At 56.5% G+C, this 23,538-nt stretch carries 19 protein-coding genes and 1 tRNA gene; 3 read left to right on the top strand and 17 right to left on the bottom strand.

From position 1 onward, the window contains the following. Positions 1-124 precede the first annotated feature (124 nt). The gene (locus tag HMPREF2860_RS05275) at positions 125-2,107 is read left to right on the top strand and encodes an ATP-dependent DNA helicase (RefSeq protein ID WP_210386751.1); all 1,983 of its coding nucleotides are present in this window, start codon (positions 125-127) and stop codon (positions 2,105-2,107) included. A 164-nt stretch (positions 2,108-2,271) separates the two neighbouring features. Next, positions 2,272-3,849: an AMP-binding protein gene (locus HMPREF2860_RS05280; protein ID WP_038627995.1), complete on the top strand. Its 1,578-nt coding sequence runs from the start codon at positions 2,272-2,274 to the stop codon at positions 3,847-3,849. A gap of 7 nt (positions 3,850-3,856) precedes the next feature. Here the strand turns inward: HMPREF2860_RS05280 and HMPREF2860_RS05285 are convergent, their stop codons facing one another. From HMPREF2860_RS05285 to HMPREF2860_RS05335, 11 genes are all read right to left on the bottom strand, one after another. Continuing rightward, positions 3,857-4,657, bottom strand: a complete 801-nt coding sequence (locus tag HMPREF2860_RS05285) for an aminoacyl-tRNA hydrolase (RefSeq protein WP_038627992.1) — start codon at positions 4,655-4,657, stop codon at positions 3,857-3,859. Continuing rightward, complete coding sequence (gene serB, locus HMPREF2860_RS05290) at positions 4,657-5,949, bottom strand: phosphoserine phosphatase SerB (protein ID WP_038627990.1); 1,293 nt, start codon at positions 5,947-5,949, stop codon at positions 4,657-4,659. Before serB ends, HMPREF2860_RS05285 begins: the two co-directional genes overlap by 1 nt. Positions 5,950-6,230: 281 nt before the next feature. After that, positions 6,231-7,931, bottom strand: a complete 1,701-nt coding sequence (ctaD, locus tag HMPREF2860_RS05295) for an aa3-type cytochrome oxidase subunit I (RefSeq protein ID WP_005511131.1) — start codon at positions 7,929-7,931, stop codon at positions 6,231-6,233. 328 nt (positions 7,932-8,259) lie between these two features. Beyond that, complete coding sequence (nrdF, locus tag HMPREF2860_RS05300; protein WP_016422253.1) at positions 8,260-9,276, bottom strand: class 1b ribonucleoside-diphosphate reductase subunit beta; 1,017 nt, start codon at positions 9,274-9,276, stop codon at positions 8,260-8,262. A gap of 339 nt (positions 9,277-9,615) precedes the next feature. Beyond that, entirely contained in the window at positions 9,616-11,073 is a 1,458-nt protein-coding gene (locus HMPREF2860_RS05305; protein ID WP_038627985.1) for an MFS transporter, read from the bottom strand. Between the two features lie 50 nt (positions 11,074-11,123). Beyond that, complete coding sequence (deoD, locus tag HMPREF2860_RS05310; RefSeq protein WP_038627983.1) at positions 11,124-11,849, bottom strand: purine-nucleoside phosphorylase; 726 nt, start codon at positions 11,847-11,849, stop codon at positions 11,124-11,126. Between the two features lie 235 nt (positions 11,850-12,084). Then, a complete protein-coding gene (nrdE, locus tag HMPREF2860_RS05315) occupies positions 12,085-14,229 on the bottom strand; it encodes a class 1b ribonucleoside-diphosphate reductase subunit alpha (RefSeq protein WP_187402564.1) in 2,145 nt (714 codons plus the stop codon). Positions 14,230-14,403: 174 nt separating this feature from the next. Next, positions 14,404-14,826, bottom strand: coding sequence for a class Ib ribonucleoside-diphosphate reductase assembly flavoprotein NrdI (gene nrdI / locus HMPREF2860_RS05320; protein ID WP_038627981.1), 423 nt, complete (start codon positions 14,824-14,826; stop codon positions 14,404-14,406). Positions 14,827-14,911: 85 nt separating this feature from the next. Further along, entirely contained in the window at positions 14,912-15,136 is a 225-nt protein-coding gene (gene nrdH / locus HMPREF2860_RS05325; RefSeq protein WP_005511161.1) for a glutaredoxin-like protein NrdH, read from the bottom strand. 740 nt (positions 15,137-15,876) lie between these two features. Then, the gene (gene ykgO, locus HMPREF2860_RS05330; RefSeq protein ID WP_005511141.1) at positions 15,877-15,999 is read right to left on the bottom strand and encodes a type B 50S ribosomal protein L36; all 123 of its coding nucleotides are present in this window, start codon (positions 15,997-15,999) and stop codon (positions 15,877-15,879) included. 251 nt (positions 16,000-16,250) lie between these two features. Then, on the bottom strand, positions 16,251-17,732 hold the full coding sequence (locus HMPREF2860_RS05335; protein WP_141737475.1) for a sugar porter family MFS transporter: 1,482 nt from the start codon (positions 17,730-17,732) through the stop codon (positions 16,251-16,253). 38 nt (positions 17,733-17,770) lie between these two features. On the opposite strand from HMPREF2860_RS05335, the gene nadE reads away from it, so the two are divergent. After that, positions 17,771-18,622, top strand: coding sequence for an ammonia-dependent NAD(+) synthetase (gene nadE, locus HMPREF2860_RS05340; protein ID WP_049181988.1), 852 nt, complete (start codon positions 17,771-17,773; stop codon positions 18,620-18,622). Between the two features lie 38 nt (positions 18,623-18,660). On the opposite strand, the gene HMPREF2860_RS05345 is transcribed toward nadE, so the two are convergent. The 6 genes from HMPREF2860_RS05345 to pgm form a co-directional block, all read right to left on the bottom strand. Continuing rightward, the gene (locus HMPREF2860_RS05345; RefSeq protein ID WP_224784081.1) at positions 18,661-19,257 is read right to left on the bottom strand and encodes a TetR/AcrR family transcriptional regulator; all 597 of its coding nucleotides are present in this window, start codon (positions 19,255-19,257) and stop codon (positions 18,661-18,663) included. 179 nt (positions 19,258-19,436) lie between these two features. Next, positions 19,437-19,871 (bottom strand): pyridoxamine 5'-phosphate oxidase family protein, encoded by a 435-nt coding sequence (locus HMPREF2860_RS05350; protein ID WP_016422245.1) that lies wholly within the window; start codon positions 19,869-19,871, stop codon positions 19,437-19,439. Between the two features lie 134 nt (positions 19,872-20,005). Next, a tRNA-Ala gene (locus HMPREF2860_RS05355) sits at positions 20,006-20,081 on the bottom strand. Positions 20,082-20,256: 175 nt separating this feature from the next. Continuing rightward, positions 20,257-20,988, bottom strand: a complete 732-nt coding sequence (locus HMPREF2860_RS05360) for a DsbA family protein (protein WP_049182178.1) — start codon at positions 20,986-20,988, stop codon at positions 20,257-20,259. Positions 20,989-21,121: 133 nt separating this feature from the next. Further along, a complete protein-coding gene (locus tag HMPREF2860_RS05365) occupies positions 21,122-21,562 on the bottom strand; it encodes a MauE/DoxX family redox-associated membrane protein (RefSeq protein WP_038627975.1) in 441 nt (146 codons plus the stop codon). Between the two features lie 54 nt (positions 21,563-21,616). Beyond that, positions 21,617-23,272, bottom strand: a complete 1,656-nt coding sequence (pgm, locus tag HMPREF2860_RS05370) for a phosphoglucomutase (alpha-D-glucose-1,6-bisphosphate-dependent) (protein ID WP_070439557.1) — start codon at positions 23,270-23,272, stop codon at positions 21,617-21,619. Positions 23,273-23,538: the final 266 nt, after the last annotated feature.

Here is a 23,538-nt window from a genome sequence, read left to right on the forward strand (position 1 = left end):
TGTGTCGGATACTCCCGAGTACGCAGATTTTGCAGAGCTATCGGACGGCTTTGAGGACTTTGACGATGTTGACGATGCTGACGAGCTAGCTTCGCCGAGAGCCAGCGTCCATGACTCGGACAGCATCGAAGCTCTTCTCGATGCAGCAGTGAAGGGACTCGGCGGAACAACTCGCCCGAATCAGGTCAAAATGTCCCGGTCGGTGGCCTCCGCCTTTGCGCGCGAGCGACACCTAGCGGTACAAGCCGGTACCGGTACTGGTAAGTCACTGGCCTACCTGGTGCCCGCCATTGTGCAAGCAATGGAGTCCGACGAGTCGGTAATCGTTTCCACGGCGACCATTGCGCTGCAACGCCAGCTGGTCGAACGCGACTTGCCGCGGCTAGTCAGTTCGCTAGAGCCACACTTGTCCCGCACGCCAACCTTCGCAATCCTCAAAGGCCGCTCAAACTACCTGTGCAAGTCCAAGGTCGGAAATGTCATCAAAGATCCCGTCATCGACGGTGATGAATCCGAGCCGACCGGTATGGGCGGCCCAACTGCTCTACTCAGCGAAGCGCAGCTCAGCCGAACCGCTGCCGAGGTCATGCGGCTACGCGAGTGGGCCAATGACACCGACACCGGCGACCGCGACAGCCTGGACAAGGGCGTCTCCAACGAAGCCTGGCGGCAGGTCTCCGTCACGGCCCGCGAATGCGTCGGCGCCATTTCCTGCCCTTTCGGCGAGGAGTGTTTCGCCGAACAAGCCCGCCGCGAGGCCTCCAACGTCGACATCGTTGTCACCAACCACGCCCTGTTGGCCATCGATGCGCTCTCCGACGCCATGATCTTGCCGCAGCACGACTGCGTCGTCATTGATGAGGCTCACGAGCTCGACGGCCGAATCACCTCCGTTGCCACCGACGAGCTCTCCCCTGCCGGTATCACCATGATGGCCCGGCGCGCCCGCAAATTCGGCGCCGCAGAGCAGGTCGATGATGTCACCGATGCCACGGATCTACTCGGCGAGACCGTCGCATTGCTTGCCGACGCCTACAGCGGCGCACTCGAAGAAATTCCCGGTGAGCTGGGAGCGGCACTAGCTTCGCTCCGCGATAGCCTGTGGCAACTGCAAACCACGCTGGGCACCTCTGGCTCAGGCAACTCTGGCGGGTCGGGCTCCGGGGGTTCGGGTTCCGACTCTGACAGCACGGAGCGCCAGACCGTGCGCGCAGCCGTGGAGAATATGCACGATACTGTCGTCCGGATTCTCGAGTTCAGCAGCGACGATGTCGTATGGCTTGGCGAGAACAAGACAGTTTATGTCGCTCCCCTGTCCATCGCAGCACTACTTCGCGAACGCCTCTTCGGCGAATCCACCGTCGTTTTGACCTCAGCAACACTTGCTCTTGGCGGCAAGTTCGATGCTATGGCCGCTGCCTGGGGGCTTCCCTCCGGCGGGTGGGATGGCTTGGACGTCGGCACGCCCTTTGACCCGCAGAAATCTGGCATCCTCTACGTCGCACGCGACCTGCCTCGTCCTGGACGCGACGGCGCCACGCCAAAGCAGTTCGCGATCATGGAACGCCTCATCCGCGCCGCTGGTGGGCGAACGCTGGGGCTGTGTTCTTCTCGCCGAGGCGCCGAGGCAGCGGCGGAGGAAATGCGCAAGCGCCTGCCTTACGACGTCCTGTGCCAAGGCGATGACTCTATCGGCGCTCTGGTTGATCGCTTCGCAGCTAATCCACAGACATGTTTGTTTGGCACGCTGACGCTGTGGCAAGGCGTCGATGTTCCTGGCCCATCGCTATCGTGTGTCATCATCGATCGTATCCCGTTCCCCCGACCCGACGACCCGCTACTGTCCGCGCGCTCCGATGCGGCTAATGCCGCTGGCCGAAACGGTTTTATGGAGGTTTCAGCGACACATGCAGCGCTACTGATGGCGCAAGGTTCTGGTCGTCTGCTACGTCAAGTCGATGACCGCGGTGTCGTCGCGGTACTGGATTCACGGTTGGCGACGGCGCGCTATGGATCCTGGATTGCCGCATCGATGCCTGACTTCTGGCGGACGACTGACCTCAATGTCGCTGCTGGTGCACTGACTAGGCTGACGCGGGACAGCTAGCTAGGTAGTCATTTCACATAAGAAATGACATTTTTCCCAAAATCTGCACGAACTGTCAGCACACCTACTACTGTGATGTGAAACACAACGAAGCTAACACGGTGATCCTTGTTCAAGGAATTCATCTGAAGCCTGACGCACGTGCAGAAAGGTTGTTTTCCCCTATGCCGCTGACTAGCAGTCTTCCCAACATCGATATTCCGGAGACCTCTCTATTCGATTTTCTGTTTGGCGAAATCGAGCCTCGGCACAAGGATAAACTCGCAGTAGTTGACTCCGGCTCAGAGGTAACTTTCGGGGATTTGAAGGCCAGCATTGAGGCCTTCGCGGGCGCTCTTGCTGCACGTGGAATTAAAAAGGGCGATGTTGTTGCCCTGCACTGCCCTAACTCCACCACCTTCGCAGTCGCTCTGCACGGTGTTCTTCGCGCAGGTGCAATCTGCACGACTGTTGCCTCGCTGGCAACTGCCGAGGACGTTGAAACGCAGCTGCGTATCTCTGACGCCAAGATGATGCTGACGACTTCGTCGATTGGTTGGGCCGGTGCTAACGGCGCTGAGGCCGCTGGCCTCCCGGAAGAGATGATTATCGGTCTGACGGGGCTTCACGGCATGGGTGAGCTGCTTGCTGAAGGCCATGCGGGACCAGATGTAGACGTTTCTCCCGATGACGTTGCTGTCATTCCGTTTTCTTCTGGCACCACTGGTGTGCCAAAGGGCGTCCAACTCACGCATCGCAATCTTGTTGCCAACGTGGCTCAGGCAGGAGCAGCAACTGTCGAGGCATTGGATGAGACAACCCCGGCGGTTACGATTCTGCCGTTCTTCCACATCTACGGTTTGACTGCTCTGCTCAATCTTTGCCTCTGGCGACGCACTACCCAGTACACGATGGGCAAGTTCGACTTGCTGGATTTCCTTTCCATTATTTCGGAGCACAAGGTCAAGTTTGCGTTCATCGCACCGCCGGTCGCAGTTGGGTTGGCCAAGCACCCGGCTGTCGATTCCTTCGATCTGTCCAGTCTGGAGACTATTTTCTCCGGCGCAGCTTCGCTTCAGCTGGATTTGGCGGAGCAGGTGGAAAAGCGCCTCGGCTGCACTGTCGCCCAGGGCTACGGTATGACCGAGTCCTCCCCTGCCGCGCACATTCGTATCGGACACGACAGCCCACTGGATTCCATCGGTCGAGCAGTCCCGAACACCGAGTACAAAATCGTTGACCTCGATACTGAGGACCTCGATGAAATCCCAGTTCCTGAATCAGGACGTTCCAAGTCCGGAGAACTGTGGATTCGCGGTCCTCAGGTAATGAAGGGTTATCTCAACAATCCCGAAGCTACGGCTGCAACGCTTGTCGACGGCTGGTTGCGAACAGGCGACGTTGCGGAACTCGACAAGGAAGGGAATGCGTACATTGTCGACCGCTTCAAGGAACTGATCAAGTACAAGGGTTACCAGGTACCACCGGCAGAACTTGAGTCCGTGCTTCTCGAGCACCCGGATATCGCTGATGCTGCCTGCAGTGGTGTCATTCGCTCCGATGGTGAGGAAATTCCGAAGGCATATGTGGTGCTCAAAGAAGGAAAGTCACTCACTGCTGATGAGGTAATGGACTTTGTTGCCGACCGCGTCGCACCGTACAAGAAGGTGCGAGTAGTCGAATTCATGGATGAGATTCCAAAATCGGCAACCGGCAAGATCCTGCGCAAGGATCTTAAGGCCATGGAGGCAGCACGCGCTTAGCTGTCCGCTACTGCCCCTGTGCCCCTGGCGTGACCGACACGGTGATTGATCCAGGGGCAATCTCTGTAAACCCAGCATCCTGAACTTCTACAGCACGTAGCTCTGGCGCTGGCCACAGCTCCCGCGGTGTTTCTTTCACATCTAACGCGTAGCCAGTTTGCGCCCACGCCCACGCTTCCTCAACCGACAGGCTGGCCGCATAGAGCATTGAGCCGTGTCCAACTTGCGCGGCCACCTTTCCTACGGACATATTCAGGTTCTTGTCCACCCAAATCACTGGCGGAGCAAAGGTGTCAGCACTCCCACGGTTGCCCGAGTCGTCGGGAGATGTGGTCTCCGGGTCGTCGTAAGGCAAATCGGTGCCGGAAATTTGTAGTTTGGCAATCTCTGGGTAGGTATCGTCGACAGGAGTTGGCACTAGTGCGCGAGCTTGCGCGCCGTCGACATCTACGGTGACACCCGGTGCAAGCTGAGCGCGTTGCCAGCCGATATTGCGAGCGCGACGTGTGAGCTTGCGGATGCGCGCGCCGTACCAAGACACCAGACCTTGTTGATAGGCCGAAGTGTCATCGCCTGCGCGCTCGTCGAGGCAACAAGCAACAACAGCCATCGCGGCGGCGCGGAGCAGCGCAGTGCGCGAGGGGCGTTCCTTCTTCGGCACCTCAAGCAAAATAGCCATTGCCCACGGCACATCCTCGCCATGGTCTTCCCTATCGGGTTGCGGCAGGAGGCTATGGGCAATGCGGAACCATTCCGGCACCGATGATGCGTCCGTGACAGCGGGATTCTTGTGATCCTGGCGTCGCACTACTGCTCCAACGGCACGCGGCGGAAGGTGCCATCTTCGCGGTCGGCATCGTCGATTTCATCGCGGGAAATACCCAACATGAACAGAATCGAGTCCATGAATGGAACGTTGACCGACGTGTCAGCGATTTCCTTCAGCGCCGGCTTCGCGTTGAAAGCAATACCGAGGCCCGCGACTGACAACATATCGATGTCATTGGCGCCATCGCCGACAGCGACGGTCTGGTGCATCTGAAGCCCAGACTCCGCGGCGAACGCCTTAAGACTGCGGGCCTTTTCCTGCCTATCGACGACACCGCCGACCACGCGACCAGTCAGCTTTCCGTCCTCAATCTCGAGGGTATTGGCCTTGTAAAAGTCCAGGCCGAGATCCTTTGCCAGTGGCTCCAGAATCTGGATAAACCCACCGGAGACGGCACCACACTTGTAACCGAGACGTTTCAGCGTGCGGATCGTAGTGCGGGCGCCAGGGGTCAGCTCGATGGAGTCGGTAACTTCCTCAAGGACGCTGACCGGCAGGCCTGCCAGAGCCTTAACTCGCTCGTGCAATGACTCAGCGAAGTCCAGTTCACCGCGCATAGCGCGCTCTGTAACCGCTGCAACCTCCGCCTCGCGACCAGCGTGGGCGGCCAGCATCTCAATGACCTCACCGGTAATCAAAGTGGAGTCCACATCGAAGCAAATCAAGCGTTTGGATCGGCGCTGCAAACCTGCGCGTTCAATTGCGATGTCAATGTCCTGGTCCTGTGCAAGCTCAACCAGCGCCTTACGCAGCGGAATGCCCGCACCCGGCTTCGGGTCCGGAATAGAGACAAGCAGCTCCAGGCCAGTAACTGGGTAGTCGGCAATACCGCGAATGGAATCGATGTTTGCACCGTAATCTGCGAGAGTACGGCCGATACGGGAAATATCCTCAGCATTGACCGGATTGCCCAATACGACAAGTGCATGGGTAGATCCATCGCTGCGCTCAATCGGGGCATCAAGCTGAAAACTGACAGTCATGCCGTGAGGCTTCAGTGTTTCAATGAGCCCCTCACGCAGAACGCCGACCTTCTCTTCTGTAACGCCAACAAGCGCACCGAGACTCAAATTAGAGCGGAACACCGACTGCTCCACATCAAGAATCTGAACTCCGTGGGCCGCGAGCACACGGAAGAAGGCTGCCGAGACACCCGGGCGGTCTCGGCCAACGGCGGTAATAAGCACCGGAGCTAGTCCCGGTGCTAACGAAACCGACAAGGCATCGGTATCTGCGGACTGACTGGGAGAGGTAGTTACCTGTTCATTCACCAATCCAGTATCGCATGAAGCCCCAGCAGAGTGCTCATCGCATTGCGGGATACCGCACTTCGGAGGGTGGCCAGTCACAGCCGTTAGCTGTCGCCCCCCCCTGCTCTCCGCTGCTCTCCCCTCCAGCTCCCTTGCTGCGCTCCCTGCCCCCCCTTACTGCGCCTTCCCTAGGAAAGACTCTCAAAGACAAGACTACGGCCCCATCACGGAGATCCGTGATGGGGCCGTAGCTTCGCGTAGTTATTAACTCAGAGTTGCATCAGCCATGTAGCCACTAGCTCTTAGAGCTGGCGACCAACGTGGGCCTCTGCGCGCTGACGCTCAACCATGTGCGGGTAGTGCAGCTCGAACGCCGGGCGCTCCGAGCGGATGCGCGGCATCGAGGTGAAGTTGTGGCGCGGCGGCGGGCAAGAGGTAGCCCACTCGAGAGAGTTACCGTAACCCCACGGGTCATCAACAGTGACGACCTCACCGTAGCGCCAGGACTTGAAGACGTTCCAGACAAACGGGATAACAGACAGACCCAGGATGAACGCACCAACGGTGGAAATCATGTTCAGGGTGGTGAAACCGTCAGTCTCGAGGTAGTCGGCGTAACGACGCGGCATACCCTCGTTACCCAGCCAGTGCTGGACCAGGAAGGTCAGGTTAAAGCCGATGAAGGTCAGCCAGAAGTGAACCTTTGCCAGCTTCTCGTCGAGCATACGTCCGGTCATCTTCGGGAACCAGAAGTAAACGCCCGAGTAGGAAGCGAAGACCAGGGTACCGAACAGAGTGTAGTGGAAGTGTGCCACGACGAAGTAGGTGTCAGAGACGTGGAAGTCCAGCGGCGGGGATGCCAGCATAATACCGGTCAGACCACCGAACAGGAAGGTCACGATGAAGCCGAGAGCGAAGGTCATCGGGGCCTCGAAGGTCATGTGGCCACGCCACATCGTACCCATCCAGTTGATGAACTTAACACCGGTCGGGACCGAAATCAGGAAGGTCATGAACGAGAAGAACGGAAGCAGAACGCCACCGGTCACGAACATGTGGTGCGCCCACACAGCCATGGACAGACCTGCAATAGACAGGGTCGCGAAGACCATACCTGCGTAGCCGAACAGCGGCTTACGGGAGAAGACCGGAACAACCTCAGTAATGATGCCCACGAACGGCAACAGCAGAACGTAGACCTCTGGGTGACCGAAGAACCAGAACAGGTGCTGCCACAGCATGGCGCCACCGTTTGCCGGGTCGTAAATGTGACCGCCCAGCTTACGGTCGTACAGAACACCAAGAGCAGCTGCAGTCAGAATCGGGAAGATCAGCAGAGCCAGAATCGAGGTAACCAGGATGTTCCAGGTGAAGATTGGCATACGGAACATGGTCATGCCCGGTGCGCGGAGGCACAGGACAGTGGTGGTCATGTTAATAGCGGAAGCGATAGTACCGACACCACCGACACCGACACCGACAATCCACAAGTCAGAACCGACACCCGGGGAGTGAATCGGGTCAGACAGCGGAGAGTACATAGTCCAACCGAAGTCAGCAGCACCACCCGGAGTCAGAAAACCCGACAACATCAGAATGCCACCAATAGTTGTCAGCCAGAAGCCGAAGGCGTTCAGACGCGGGAAAGCCACGTCCGGAGCACCAATCTGAAGCGGCAGAATGTAGTTAGCAAAACCCCAAACAATCGGGGTACCGAACAGAAGCAGCATCACCGTGCCGTGCATGGTGAACATCTGGTTGAACTGCTCGTTAGAAAGGAACTGAAGTCCTGGGGCGAAGAGCTCAGCACGGATAAGCAGAGCCATCAGACCGCCGACAAAGAAGAACGAGAAGGACATAATGATGTACATAATGCCCAGCTTCTTGTGGTCGGTCGTGGTCAGCATTTCCCACGCCCAGCTGCCCTTACGCTCATGTCCGAACGGCTGCGGCCGTTCCGGCGCTACAACGCCATGATCTGGACGAGGCGCTACTGCAGTCATTCTTCCTCCTTACTACGCGAAGATTTCCTGTAACTCACTACAGGGATTTGAAGTTTTGTCCTTGTGAGAATAGTGCAGGTGAGTACGCGACGGCGAAACCACCTACCACTATGTGCCAGATTCTAGTCTGAACCTTGGAAAAAGTTAAGGCCAAGGAATTTTCCGGCCCACTTCCCCACTCAGCTAAGCACACTATTAGTTTCCTGAGAATTGTCTTAACCTGGGCTAACGCCTTTTTAGCAGGAACCGTCGAGGCTAGGGCTACTACCCCCGTGTGTGCTGTCACCAGAGTAGGGCTCGGTGCGGAATGTTCCCTACACCTGTGCTTTTAGAAGTCCCAGTCCTCATCCTCGGTTACTTCAGCCTTACCCATGACGTAGGAAGAACCGGAACCTGAGAAGAAGTCGTGGTTTTCGTCAGCATTCGGCGACAGAGCCGACAGGATTGACGGCGAAACTCGAGTCTCGTCGGCCGGGAACATACCCTCATAGCCCAAGTTGTTCAAAGCCTTGTTGCCGTTGTAACGCAGGAAACGCTTGACATCCTCGGTCCAGCCGAGTTCGTCGTACATCTCTTCGGTGTACTGAATCTCGTTGTCGTAGAGATCAAACATGAGATCGAAGGTGTAATCCTTCAGCTCGTCACGTTCAGCCTGGGTCAGACGCTCCAGGTTGCGCTGGTACTTGTAACCGATGTAGTAACCGTGAACTGCCTCATCACGAATAATCAGGCGAATAATGTCCGCGGTGTTGGTCAGCTTGGCATGGCTGGACCAGTACATCGGCAGGTAGAAACCCGAGTAGAACAGGAAGGACTCCAGCAAAGTGGAAGCGACCTTCTTCTTCTGCGGGTTATCGCCCTCGTAGTAATCGAGGATAATCTTGGCCTTCTTCTGCAGGTACTCATTCTCCTCGCCCCAACGGAACGCATCCTGAATCTCAGGGGTCGACGCCAGCGTCTGGAAAATCGACGAGTAGCTCTTTGCGTGCACCGATTCCATGAAGGCGATATTGGTGTATACAGCTTCCTCGTGCGGAGTCAGCGCATCCGGGATGAGCGATACTGCGCCAACTGTGCCCTGGATGGTGTCCAGCATGGTCAGACCAGTGAACACGCGCATCGTGGTGCGCTGCTCCAGTGCATTGAGTGTATTCCAGCTCTTGATGTCATTCGACAGCGGCACCTTTTCCGGCAACCAGAAGTTACCGGTCAGACGATCCCAAACCTCGAGATCCTTGTCATCAGGAATCGTGTTCCAGTCAATAGCCGCAACTGGGCATGCACGCGACTCTGGATTCTTCTCACGGTGGGCCGGAGTCGAGGGTGGGCAATCATCGAAACTCACGTGGAAACCTCTCCCTTTTTCATTGATCTTGCCGTTTCCCGAACACACCTTATATATAAGGAATGTCCTTCACTCTTTACGAGTTCGAAAACAGCGGCTGCAGCGGTGGCTATTCCAGCCTTGTCCCACTACAAAACGTCAGGCTCCCGATGAAAGGAGCCACTACCCTTAGCAGCTTACCCACACTGCCCTCTTTCAGCACACCACTGTTGGCTATCTCTCCAATGAACACCTTTTATTTGTGCCCCCTCTCCTCATGCACCCACGTCACACAAAGAAAAAGGCGCTTGACGACGCAATGTCCGTCGTCAAGCACCAGGTGCAAAATGTTGCGCGAACCTAGGCGTGAACCTTCTCGCGGTTTTCTGCGGTGTCGTTGATGAGGCGGTCGGAGATGACGTACACCAGCAAACCTACGACAGCCATGAGCGCGAGCAACCAAGCGATAGTAGCGGAGACCCCTTCTGCTTCAGACTGCGCGATGGAAAGGGCGCTGAAGAAGGCCGGCCGAGAATCAACAAGCATGGCCGTTAACGCAATGCCAACCGGGACGGCGATGTTGATAGTCAGATTATAGAAACCGATTGCGACACCAGACTTGGCCGCGGGAATGTTCTGCAGTGCGGTCGCGACCAACGGCGCATACATGAGCGCGAACCCTGATGGGAACAGAATCATGGACACGATAACCGTGGCAACACCGGCCCCCGGCAGCACTGCGGGAATGAGCAACGCCACGATAATGATGCTGATAGCTGCGACAATAGCCTGCCTCGAAGACAGGAACTTGGCAATCTTGCCAGACATCACACCAACGATGACAGCACAGAGATAACCCGGCGCGAGAATGTAGGCAGCACCGTCGAGGTTAATGCCATAGAGCTCGTCGACCATATACGGCAATAGAATGACCGAATACCCCAACTGGACCATGTAAACCACGAGCACAACAATCAGCGCGCAAACGTAGCGGGCATTGGTAAAGAACGACGGGCTGACCACGGCGTTGCCGTGCGCCCGGATGTGCCAGACAAAGAGCGCGACACCCAACACAGCGGCCGCCAGCCACCACCATTGGACCTGCTGCTGGAACCGCTGCAAGAACAGCATCACCGCAGTGGAGATAGCCGCGATGAGGAACAGGCCGAATATATCCAGGTGACTCTTCTGCTGCTGCTCTTCCGGAACTGTCTTAATCAGGAACGGAATGGCAACTATCAGAATGAGCGAAATCAGGAACATAGCCGGCCAGGAAATGTAGGTAGCCACAATCCCCGAGGTCAACGTTCCAATCAGCAGCGCAGCTTGGAAGGCCGCGGTGGAAAAGCCGAGGTAGGTTTTCTGATCTTCTGGGCTTAGGTACTTGGTGACATAGATGACGTAGAGTGTCTCAGCCGCCGCCAGACCGGCAGTTTGAATAATGCGGGCAGTAAGCACCATTGGCCATACTCCCTGGAAGAAATAACCCAGTAGAGAGCCCACGGCGACAAAGCCAATACCGACAATCATCAATTTGCGGATACTGATGCTGTCCGCCAATGCGGCGTACACCACCGCTCCAATGCCAATCAAAATACCGGCGAGTGTCGCCTGCAGACTGGCCGTGGAGACACTGAGATCCAGAGATTCCGCAATCGGCTTGGTCATGAACTTAAAGCCATTGTCCAAGACCAAACAGAATACAAAGGAAAACAGCAAGACCGGGACTGCGGCCTTAGGGTTTGGCGCCGCAGCGTTGGACGCTGCGCTTTGAGAGAGATTCACGTTCAAGCTGGTATTACTGGCGGGATTGCTCATCGCACTGTACCTATTTCACACTTCAAGCCAATTGATTGCAGACCAGGACACTAGAGTCGAGCCAGCGGCAATGCGAGCTCCATCATCGTCGTGAAGGCCTTCTCACGTTCTTCCGGAGTGGTCTTTCCACCGGTGACGATGTTGTCCGACACAGTGAAGATTCCCATGGCCTCCACACCGGCCTCGGCGGCAGTGGCATAAAGGCCAGCAGATTCCATCTCCACCGCCAGCACACCCATGCGTGCCCAACGGTCGTTCACATCATCCTGGAAGTTGTAGAAAATATCGCTGGACAAGATGTTGCCGACGTGTGTTGTGATGCCCTGCTCGCGGGCGCGATCGCGAACATCTTCAATCAGACGGAAAGATGCGGACGGGGCGAATGTTCCCGGCAAGTTGTACTGCGATAGAAAATTGGAGTCAGTCGACGCCGTCTGGCCAATAACCACGTCATACAGGTCCAGCTCCGGCTGCAACGCGCCGCACGAACCGACGCGAATCAGCTTCTTGCAGCCGAAAACATGGATAAGTTCCCAGGAGTACAGCGAGATAGACGGAATACCCATACCGGACCCCATGACAGACACTTCCTGCCCCTGGTAGGTGCCGGTAAAACCCAGCATGTTGCGAACTTCGTTGAACTGAACGACATCGTCCAAATAGGTCTCCGCAATGAACTTCGCACGCAGCGGGTCACCTGGCAACAAAATAGTTTCTGCAATCGGCGCACCCTTTGGGTTGATGTGTGGAGTGCTCTTACCAGTGGTATCGGACATGGCTTCCAGCCCCTTCTCCCACTAGCCGTGGGTGAAAATTACGCGAACATTGGTGTACCACTGCCCAGGTTAATTACCTGCATTACAACCGTCAATAGTAATATTTACATTTGTTCCCAATTGGGTGGAGTGACGAAAAAGGCGCGAGAACCTCCCGACAAAACTCGGGGAAATTCTCGCGCCTTCAATGCGCTACAGCTAAAGCATTAGATGCCTAGCCCTCAAACACGCTTGCTTAAAGCATGCAGGATACGCAACCCTCAACCTCAGTACCCTCCAGCGCAACCTGACGCAGGCGGATGTAGTACAGAGTCTTAATACCCTTGCGCCATGCGTAAATCTGCGCACGGTTGAGATCACGAGTGCTCACCGTGTCCTTGAAGAACAAGGTCAGGGACAGTCCCTGGTCAACATACTTGGTAGCGACCGCGTAAGTGTCAATAATCTTCTCGTAGCCGATTTCGTAGGCATCCTGGAAGTACTCGCGATTGTCATTGTCCAAGTGCGGAGCCGGGTAGTAAACGCGACCAATCTTGCCCTCCTTGCGAATCTCAATCTGAGATGCAATCGGGTGAATCGACGAGGTCGAGTTGTTGATGTACGAAATCGAACCGGTCGGCGGCACTGCCTGCAGGTTGCGGTTGAACAGGCCGTACTCCATGACGTCGGCCTTCAGCTGCGCCCAGTCCTCAGCGTCCGGAATGTGTGCGGTGGAGTTCGCGAAGATCTCCTTTACGTGCTGAGTCTTCGGCTGAAACTCTGCCGGATCGAAGTTATCGAAGTACTTGCCGCTGGCGTAGTCGGAGTTCTCAAAGTTGACGAACCTCTGACCGCGCTCACGAGCAATCTTGTTAGAAGCGCGCAGGACAGCGTAGAGCACTGCTGCGAAGTAGGCATTGGTGAAGTCCAGGCCCTCTTCCGAGCCGTACATAATCTTCTCGCGGCCAAGGTAGCCGTGCAGGTTCATCTGCCCCAGGCCGATGGCGTGAGATCCGTCGTTTCCCTTGCGAATCGATGGCACCGAATCAATAGAAGTCTGCTCACTGACCGCAGTCAGGCCACGAATGGCAGTCTCGACGGTGCGACCGAAGTCTGGCGAATCCATGGTCATCGCAATGTTCAGCGAGCCAAGGTTACAGGAAATGTCCTCACCAACGTGCTCGTAGGACAGGTCTGCATTGTAAGTCGACGGGGTGTTGACCTGCAGAATCTCCGAGCAGAGGTTCGACATATTAATACGTCCCTCAATCGGGTTCGCGCGGTTAACCGTATCCTCGAACATGATGTACGGGTAGCCGGACTCAAACTGAATCTCAGCGATGGTCTGGAAGAACTGACGCGCGTTGATCTTCTGCTTACGAATACGCGGATCCTCGACCATATCCGCGTAGTTCTCGGTGATACTAATGTCCGCGAACGGCTTACCGTAGACGCGCTCGACATCGTACGGGCTGAAGAGGTACATGTCGTCGTTACGCTTGGCCAGCTCGAACGTGATGTCCGGAATGACAATGCCGAGCGACAACGACTTGATGCGAATCTTTTCGTCCGCATTCTCACGCTTGGTATCCAGGAAGCGCATGATGTCCGGGTGGTGCGCGTGCAGGTAGACAGCGCCAGCACCCTGGCGAGCACCCAGCTGGTTAGCGTAGGAGAAGGAGTCCTCCAGCAGCTTCATAACCGGGATGACACCAGAAGACTGATTCTCGATGTGCTTAATCGGAGCACCCTGTTCACGCAGGTTGCTCAGCAGCAGTGCCACACCACCGCCGCGCTTGGACAGCTGCAACGAGGAGTTGATGGCGCGGCCAATGGACTCCATATTGTCCTCGATACGCAGCAGGAAGCAGCTCACCGGTTCGCCGCGCTGGGCCTTACCGGAGTTGAGGAATGTAGGAGTAGCAGGCTGGAAGCGTCCGGTGATGATCTCATCAACCAGGTGCTGCGCGAGCCCCAAGTCGCCGTCGGCAAGCGTGAGAGCAACCATGCAGACACGGTCTTCGTAGCGCTCCAAGTAACGCTTGCCGTCGAAGGTCTTCAGTGTGTACGAGGTGTAGTATTTGTAAGCACCCAGGAAAGTCTGAAAACGGAACTTGTGGGCATAGGCCTGCTTGAACAGTGCCTTGACGTCCTCAAATTCGTACTTCTCCAGAACTTCGGCCTCGTAGTAGTGATTTTCTACCAGGTAATCGAGCTTCTCCCGCAAGTTGTGGAAGAACACAGTGTTCTGATTGACATGCTGCAAGAAGAACTGGCGCGCAGCCATGCGGTCTTTATCGAACTGAATCTTGCCGTCTTCACCGTACAGATTCAGCAGCGCATTGAGCGCGTGGTAATCCAGCTTGTCCTCACCCACCGGCTCCGCGACCTGCTTGCCCATTTCCGACACGTTGACTCCTTTAATATTCATTTGCCTGCACAGGGTCTGTTCAAACACTGCCCAGAGCAATCCAATCTAGCTATTTTCCTCGCACACCGCTTTACGACGGCTTCCGCGAGCGTATCCATTCGGTTGTCCTCAGTGCCCCTTCCCTCGACACTGAGGCTTGCCAACTTAGGCGCTGACTCTACCGTGGAAGAACTCCTCTAGCCCTTCTCGGACTCGCCGCACATCGTGGTCGGTTCCCATCAGCTCGAAGCGATATAGATATGGAACCTTGCACTTGTAGGAGATGACATCCCCTGCTTTACAGAAGTCCTCACCGAAGTTGAGATTGCCGGCAGCAATCACACCTCGGATGAAAGAGCGGTTGTGCTCATTATTAAGAAATTTGATGACCTGCGGAGGAACTGGCCTTGAGTTACCACCGCTGATGGAAACGCCACCACCATAAGTCGGACAAATGAGGACATAGGGCTCATCGACGATAAGCTCCGGCTCATTACGACGGATGGGAATGCGGGCATTTTTGATACCTAGCTTTTCAACAAACTTGTGTGTATTCCCCGTCGCCGAGGAGAAATACACCACCAGCATGAGAGCTTCACCCTTTACATCGCAAAACCCCCGCAATCTCCGTTTCCTGTGCGGTTAACGAAATCTGCGGAGAGGTGTGTGATTCTTAAGCTGCCTGGAGAGCCTTGATGCGGTCCGGGCGGAAACCCGACCAGGTCTCAGTGCCAGTGTCAACGACCGGCGCCTGGAGGTGACCGAGAGCCATGACGTAGTCCCGAGCCTCATCGTCCATGGTGATGTCGACGATATCGTAGGCAATTCCAGCCTTATCGAGGGCACGAGTGGTAGCGCGGCACTGGACACATGCAGGCTTGCTGTAAACGGTAACCATGACTCTCACAAACTTTCTGGCTTTGGGTAAGACCAATGAATCGGATCGACTTCGTACAAACAACGGAAGCGGCCGAGGAATCAGCGGATTGGTTGAATGACCGAAAGCTCCCAGGGTTCATGAGAAACCGAGTACGGGTGGCAGACAGGTCCTTTTAGCTCTCCTTGGCTCGACATCGAAAACACTACACTTGGTGCCTAGAAAACTCTAGTCATACTAGATGTAGTACTCACAACCATGGTATTCCCTGTTCGGAGATCTCTGGCGCACAAGATGTTGTACACAGACGCACCACAACCTTGTAATTTCACGCTAAAAATTCTAGAAAATCGTAGAAAAACAACTATCGGTCCATTTTGGTTAAACCAATTACTGCAAGACGGCTCGAGGCCAATCACACCAATACCAGGTGCCGCAGTGTCCCTGCTCTGCCCTATCCCTCCCCTACCCAACTTCGGATTCCGCAGCGATTTCAAAAATTACAGGCTGCACATGTGAAACTGTCCGAGTTTATGACACTTTCAGGCCATTTTTCGGGCCAATTTTGACATAAACGCAGTCAGTAACTTCCATCGCCCCATCGCTCCACCGCCCCCAGCCATAAACGCTGTCACCGCCTGAACCTGTCCCTCCAAAAACCAAAAACCGCAACCTTCAGCCACAGTAAAACTGCGACTTCAGATTGCGGTTTTTGGCAATAAATGAGGAAGCTATTTGCTTCGCGCTAGCCTAAATAAGGCTTAGCCCTGGCGGGCCTTGAAGCGCGGCTCCTTCTTGTTGATCACGTAGACCTTGCCACGACGGCGCACGACCTGAGCGCCCGGCTTGTTCTTCAGCGACCGAAGGGACTTGCGGACCTTCATTCGGGCGCTCCTTTCTACTCGGCTCCGAAACGGGGATGTGCACACTGCACTCTCCCCGGACAATCACCCCAGTGACTGCCTGGCAACGCACCTTTCCTGATAATCCGAAGAAATATCAAAGAGTATGCGTTACGACACGAGTTGCCATACTACCTAATAAGCGGAATAACTCCAAAAATCCGGGGGAAACATGTTCTTTCACAGTCAACCCCAAGATCGTGACTCCCCACGTTGCAACTGCTTCCACTTCTCTACTTGGCAGCGGCAATCATGTACTCGCGGACCTCGGCAAGCGTCTTACCTGAGGTCTCCGGCACCGCCTTGATGGTGAATACCAGCGCAATTGCGCCCGTAATGGCAAAGAAGAAGAACGACCACGCACCACCGACAGCATCCACCATCGGAAGAAAAGCCTGTGCCACAAACCAGTTCGCAACCCATAGCGCGAGCCCTGCCAGCCCCATACCCAGGCCACGGGCCTCTGTCGGGATGATCTCGGAAATCAGGAGCCAGGTCGCCACCGACACAGCCGCCTGCTGGAACACGATAAATACGGTCATCAGCAGAAGCGACATCATGGCACCCGTCGAAGAGTTACTCGACAAACCATAGACGGGCGCCAGCACGAGCAGCGAGCTTGCACAGCCCACCAGACCGATAATCAGCATTCGCCGACGACCAACGCGGTCAATGATGCTCATACCAATTGCACACGAAATCACCGAAGCGATACCGATGATGATGGAGGTATAGACAGAGCTTTCCGTCGACAAGCCAACCTTGTTCATCATCGTCGGCGCGAAATACATAATCGCGTTCGCGCCCGTGACCTGTTGCGTCACGCCAATCAGCATCGCGATGATGACGGTGCGTCGCACCCACGGGGTTTTCACGGCCAGGCGCTCGGCTGCACGCTGATCGGCGCTTGACGACGCCTCACCAACGGCAACCTCAGCCAGGGTCGCCTCATCTCCCTGTATCTGACGCAGCACGGCCAGCGCCTTGCCCTCCTGTCCTCGACGGACGAGGTAGGCCGGAGTGTCCGGCAGAACCAGCATGCCGATGAGCAGCACGATGCCGGGGACAGCGCCTAATCCAAGCATGAGTCGCCAGTTACCGGAGGAGGCTAGGGCGGAGTTGGTGAGGAACGCCACCAGCTGACCAATCACGATCATCAGCGAGTTCAGGCTGACCAGGCGTCCACGCACATGCGGTGGTGCCATTTCGGAGATGTACATCGGTACGACGATGGAAACACCACCGATACAGACGCCGAGCAAAGTACGCGCAGTACCCAGCGAAAACGCACTAGTAGCGAAAGCACACCAGATACTGCCGATGATGAAGCCGACCGCTCCGAGCAGGATGGTGCCACGGCGCCCCAGAGAGTCCGCTACGCGACCACCCAGGAACGCACCGATAGCCGCACCGACCAAGAGCATGGCGGTGACAGTGGACTCCTGTCCTGGAGTCAGCTCAAAAGAGCGCTGGATATACAGCAGCGCGCCTGAGATGACACCGGTGTCGTAACCAAAGAGGAGGCCGCCCAGAGCGGCGATGATAGCCACGGCTATCGACCGAGTTGTGGTGGTTTCCCGGTTCGGTCCAGTCTTATTCTGTTCGGTTGTACTCACGCTGGAAATCTTGCCACCCTCCGGCCAAAGACCCCCTATCCGAACAGCACTTACTCGATAAAGATGAGAGCTTTGGCACTCTTCTGGCAGGAAAATCATCCCTTTTCCCGTCCTGAACTAGCGGTAGAGTGAGGCTCATGACACCAGTAGGCACACAGGATTTCCCACATCCCCTCCAGTCGGAGATTATTAACGACCTCCACGTCCAGCCCACCATCAATGCCGCCGAGGAAATCAGCCGCCGAGTCGATTTTCTCTGCGATTATTTCCGCGCCGCGCACGCCAAGGGATTCGTGCTCGGAATTTCCGGCGGTCAAGATTCCACGCTGGCCGGACGTCTAGCGCAGTTGGCCGTCGAAAAGCTTCGCAACGGCGGCGAGGACGCCACCTTCATTGCCATTCGCCTCCCCCACGGCGTGCAGGCCGATGAGGACGACGCACAGGTGGCACTGCAATTCATTCAACCTGACCAAAGGCTAACTATCGATATCGAACCGGCCACCGCCGCGATGACCGCCCAGGTCACCGATGCCCTGGCCGGCAGCGCTATCAGCGACTTCAACAAGGGAAATATTAAGGCCCGCATGCGCATGATTGCCCAGTACGCAGTGGCGGGTGTTGACGGCGCTTTGGTCATCGGAACAGATCACGCCGCGGAGGCTGTCACCGGCTTCTACACCAAGCACGGCGACGGCGCCTGCGACCTCGTCCCGCTGCAGGGGCTGAGCAAGCGCCAGGGCGCGGCCTTACTCCGTCACCTCGGCGCACCATCCAGTACGTGGGAGAAGGTGCCGACGGCCGACCTGGAAGAAGATCGCCCTGCGCTTCCCGACGAAGTTGCGCTCGGGGTGACCTATACCGCCATCGACGACTACCTCGAAGGCAAGGCCGTCTCAGATGAGGATGCCGCGCGAATCGAGCACCTCTACTCCATTTCCCGGCACAAGCGAGCCGTCCCTCCTGGACCGGCCGATTCCTGGTGGCGCTAAGCTACTGCCCCGGGTCGGCCCAGCAGTGAGCCCCCCCCTTAAGAGAAGGCCTCCGCGCCAGCGTCCCAAATAGCTCCAACTGCGGCCAAGCTGTCTGCCGCACCGGCTTCGGCACTTGGTTCCAGCGCAGGTGAACCATCCTGGACGAGCTCGGCGGTCACCAAACCGTGCGCGAACGCCCACATGGCCAATCCCTTAGGCTCATCGCCAGCAACCTTAATGAATGCATCGCGAATCCAGGCATCCAATGACGAAGGCGAGACGACATTCACGAAATTGGTGCGACTCATCAGTCGGTAACCATGCGGATCGTCGAGAACTGCCTGGCGGTACGCCTGCAGCAGAGACGCTGAAGTGCATTCCTCATCAATGGCGGCATGAATACGCTTGCCCAGATTCTCGAGACTCTCGGTCAGCAGCAGCTGGAGGAGCTCTTCCTTGCCGCTGATGTGCTTATACAGCGATGGAGCCTTCACATCGAGTCGCGCCGCTAGACGGCGCATACTGATTGCGCTCCAACCCGATTCGCGCAGCATCGCGCGCGCTTCATCTACGATCTTCTGCATACGTGGGGACTGCCTGCGCACATCGGGCTGCGCTGGCACCCCATCGGTCGATTCTATGGTGCACGTCACATTTGCGACTGTAACGCGTTGAATCTCACTTAGGGCGCTTTTAGGTAATTTAACCCAACAATTTTTTAAAAAACAGCTAACGGCGGTGCTCAGTCACTAAATGTTGCCTTTGCACGCTGCTAGCTTTGCTTTACGGCGGAGCCTCCACCGTCGTAAAGCAAAAGCACCGTATGCCGCCGCTACACTTCGTAGCGATTCGGCTCCTCACCGAGGTGGAAATGGCGACCGGAAACATCGTTCGGAGTAATGCGCACGTAGTTGTACTTCAACGTCGGCAGCCAGGGCTTCAGCGGCAGCTCATCTGCAGCGTTAATATCCGCGCGGGAGGTGAGAACCTCTGCGTCACCCTTTACAATGACCGACCATGCCTTCTGGGCATCCTTGTCAACAAAGTCGGCCTCAAAAAGAACATCGTGGTTCAGAGAAACAGTAAAAAGCTTCGACCCCTCGGCAGTGCGGAAGTAAATGCTCCCCTCATGAACGACGTAGTTCAGCGGGAAAAGATCCATATCATCTTTACGACGAACAACCAGGCGCCCAAAAGTCTGCGTAGCCAGCAGCTCGAGGGATTCTTCGGTGGACAGTTTCTGGATAACGGAGTCGTTGTGTGCCATACCCCCAGTATTCCACCGTTTAGACAAAGTTGCTACAGCCATACGGATTACCAATCACTGAGGTAAACGGCGAGCACACTACCCAGGGCAGATACAAGAAAACCCCCGGCCATTTCGACCGAGGGATTTCATACTGGTGGAGCTAACGGGACTCGAACCCGTGACCCCCACACTGCCAGTGTGATGCGCTACCAGCTGCGCCATAGCCCCAGAATCAACATCGAAGTGGCTTTCACCCTCCGCTGTGGACTCCTCAAAGGCTACATGGCACTGTCATGTATCACCAAATCCGCATGTAGAACACTCTTTTACGCATTCGCCGAGTACCCCAAAGCGGATCTGCCGAACATGAACTGAAGATGAATCGTGTGAGCGTGCACGGATCCTAGCGCAGGGCCACCTTGACCCACTGCCCCAGTCCGCCATCACCGGAAATGTTCTCCAGAATATCCTTGCCATCGACAAAGACATGCGGCGAGGAAACCTTGCCCAAGCGCTTCTCAAGGTCATCGAAGTTAGCGTCTGCGCTTGCCTTGGCCTCGGTGGTGTCGATGCCGGAGCGGACTTCGCTGACAATTTCGTCAGCGACACCGAGCTGCTCCAGGCGGTCAGCCAGCTCGTCATTGCTCCACGTGACGGAGTTCTGCTGGTCAACCATCATCATTGTGCGGAAGTTCCAATATGCGCGAGCATCCCCGGTCTCAGCAATCTTGCGGGCAGTCGCGTAGATGCGAGTGGAGTGACCGTCACGCTGCTCCTTCTCCTGACCATCCAGGAAGTTCAGCGTGCGGTATTCAGCGACTAGCTTGCCGTCATTTAGCGCCTTGAGCTCATCATCGTGGCCCTCTTCGCTCATCTGAGCACAGTAGTGGCACGAGAAGTCCTCAAAAATCGTGGCTGTTTTAGCCCCTTCGGCGCCGTCCTTGCTTAGCCGGATGACATCACCGTCGAGTGCGACGGAGAAGTCGACGTCCTCATCTGGAAGTCCCTCAATCGGCTGCGACCGGCCGATGTAGATAACTCCGCCGATAACAACAACAACGACAGCAAGAAGGGCAATCAGGCCAACGACGAAGCCACTGCCCTTTTCATTTGGGTTCTTAATCTTCTGACTCACACCGCTTACGATAGCGGTGTTTTCTTGCCAATGACACAATTGTGCCTGAGAAAACGGGAATGGTTGCTAGACCCCATCGCCTTACTTCAGCCCACTTGCCCTATTGCTTAGGCTTAAAAATCTAGCGGGCGGGCTAGGCGTAAATGGCAAACTTCTTCCACGGCCATACGTACACAAATACAGCCAACGCCAAAAAACCTATGTCTCGGGCAATTGACTTGAGATATGAAACTGCGTCAGCGTTCTCGTCGTAGCCACCGCCACCAAAGCAACCGCAGTCAATCTGCAGTCCGCGCGCCCACGCCGAGATAATGCCTCCGACGAACACCAGCAAGAGCGCTCCTGACAATACTGCTACCGGACGCAGGAAAAGCCCCAATACCAGTAAGAGTCCAAGGATGACTTCGAAGGCGGGCAGCGCAACCGCTACCATCGGCACCAAGTCGCTCGGCAGCAGTTCATAAGCTTGCACTGCCTGACGCGATTCCAGCGGGTTCAGCAGTTTGATAAGACCCGAGTACAACCAAACTGCAGCTAGGCCGAATCGGGCCACCACGCCTACGAAATTCTTCATACACAGAAATATTAGTACAGGTTAACTGCTTACAGTTAGCCCAACGGCTACCGATTATCCGTTCAGAACTGCCGCGACCACGTCCTGTGCCTCAACCTGAACCTGTGCCAGGTGATCCGCTCCCTTGAAGGACTCCGCGTAAATCTTGTACTTATCTTCAGTGCCCGACGGGCGTGCTGCGAACCAAGCGTTCTCCGTAACCACCTTGAGGCCACCAATCGCAGCGCCGTTACCCGGCGCTTCAGTCAGTTTGGCTGTGATGGTCTCCCCAGCCAGGGTGTCGGCCTTGACCTGCTCCGGCGAGAGCTTCTTCAGGATTGCCTTCTGCTCACGGGTTGCGTCCGCATCGGTGCGGGCGTAAGCCGGGGCACCGTACTTATTGGCGAGCTCTGCGTAGAGCTGCGATGGAGTCTTCTCGGTCACGGCCTTGATCTCGCTGGCCAGGAGGTCCAGGATGATGCCGTCCTTATCGGTAGACCACACAGTGCCGTCGTGACGCAGGAACGATGCGCCGGCGGATTCTTCACCACCGAAACCGATGGTGCCGCCGAGCAAACCCGGGACGAACCACTTAAAGCCGACTGGAACTTCCACTAGCTTGCGACCCAAATTGGCGACGACGCGGTCAATCATCGACGAAGACACCAGCGTCTTACCGACCGCGGTGTCCTGCGACCAGCCCGGGCGGTGTGCGAAGAGGTAATCAATGGCAACGGCCAGGTAGTGGTTCGGGTTCATCAAGCCTGCGTCCGGTGTCACAATTCCGTGACGGTCCGAGTCCGCGTCATTGCCGGTGGAGATGTCGAACTTATCGCGGTTACCAATCAGGGACGCCATCGCATTCGGTGAGGAGCAGTCCATACGAATCTTGCCGTCTGTATCCAGCGTCATAAAACGCCAGGTCGCATCAACCAGCGGATTGACCACAGTCAGATTTAGGTTATGCGCATCGCCAATTGCACCCCAGTAATCCACCGACGCACCACCCATTGGGTCAGCGCCGATACGCACGCCGGCATCACGGATGGCGTCGAGGTTGACAACATTCGGCAGGTCCGACACGTATGCGTTGAGGTAGTCGTGCTTTACGACGAGGTCAGCGGCCTTATCCACCAGCTGGCGCTTAACCCCATCCAGGCCCTTAGCCAGGTATTCATTGGCACGAGCTGCAATCCAGTCCGTCGCATCCGCGTCCGCCGGACCACCGGTCGGCGGGTTGTACTTAAAACCACCATCTCGTGGCGGATTGTGGGAAGGGGTAATCACGATGCCGTCGGCACGCGCGGAGCTACTACCCGTCGGACCGCCCTCCACGTCGCGGTTATACGTCAGAATCGCGTGACTGACGGCCGGGGTCGGCGTGTAGCGATCCTGAGCGTCAACCATCACGGTAATGCCGTTGGCCGTGAGCACCTCGAGGGCGGAAATCATTGCCGGCTCGGACAGGCCGTGGGTATCGCGGCCAACGTACAGTGGGCCTTCAATGCCCTGGCCCTTGCGGTAATCCACGATGGCCTGAGTAGTGGCGTGAATGTGGTCTTCGTTGAAAGCGCCGTCGAGGGAGGAACCGCGGTGACCGGAAGTACCGAAGACGACCTTCTGGTCGGGGTTATTCGGGTCCGGGTGCTTTGTGTAGTAGGCAGTGACCAGTTCCGCGACATCGATAAGGTCGGATGGCTGGGCCAATTGCCCGGCGCGCTCATGAGCCATTGTGGGTATCCTCCTGCTAAATCGGCGAACTGCGCAACCGCCGATTTCATTGCCGACCAACCGGCCGAGACAAAGAAACCGAACTTAGATGCGCTTCCTCCTCTCCAGTGTCCCCGTTTTAGGGACAGCGCGCATGGCAAGAACCACTCGGTAAGGCAAACTCGCCCCTGCAATAGGGTGCATCAGATAGATTGCCGCGTGCCGACGGGAGCACCTTCTCGAAAGGATTCCGGGCTGCCGGCACCTGTCTCCTGTCCCCCCCCCCC

The sequence above is a fragment of the Corynebacterium sp. HMSC064E10 genome (genome assembly GCF_001812505.1).
GTDB lineage: Bacteria > Actinomycetota > Actinomycetes > Mycobacteriales > Mycobacteriaceae > Corynebacterium > Corynebacterium amycolatum.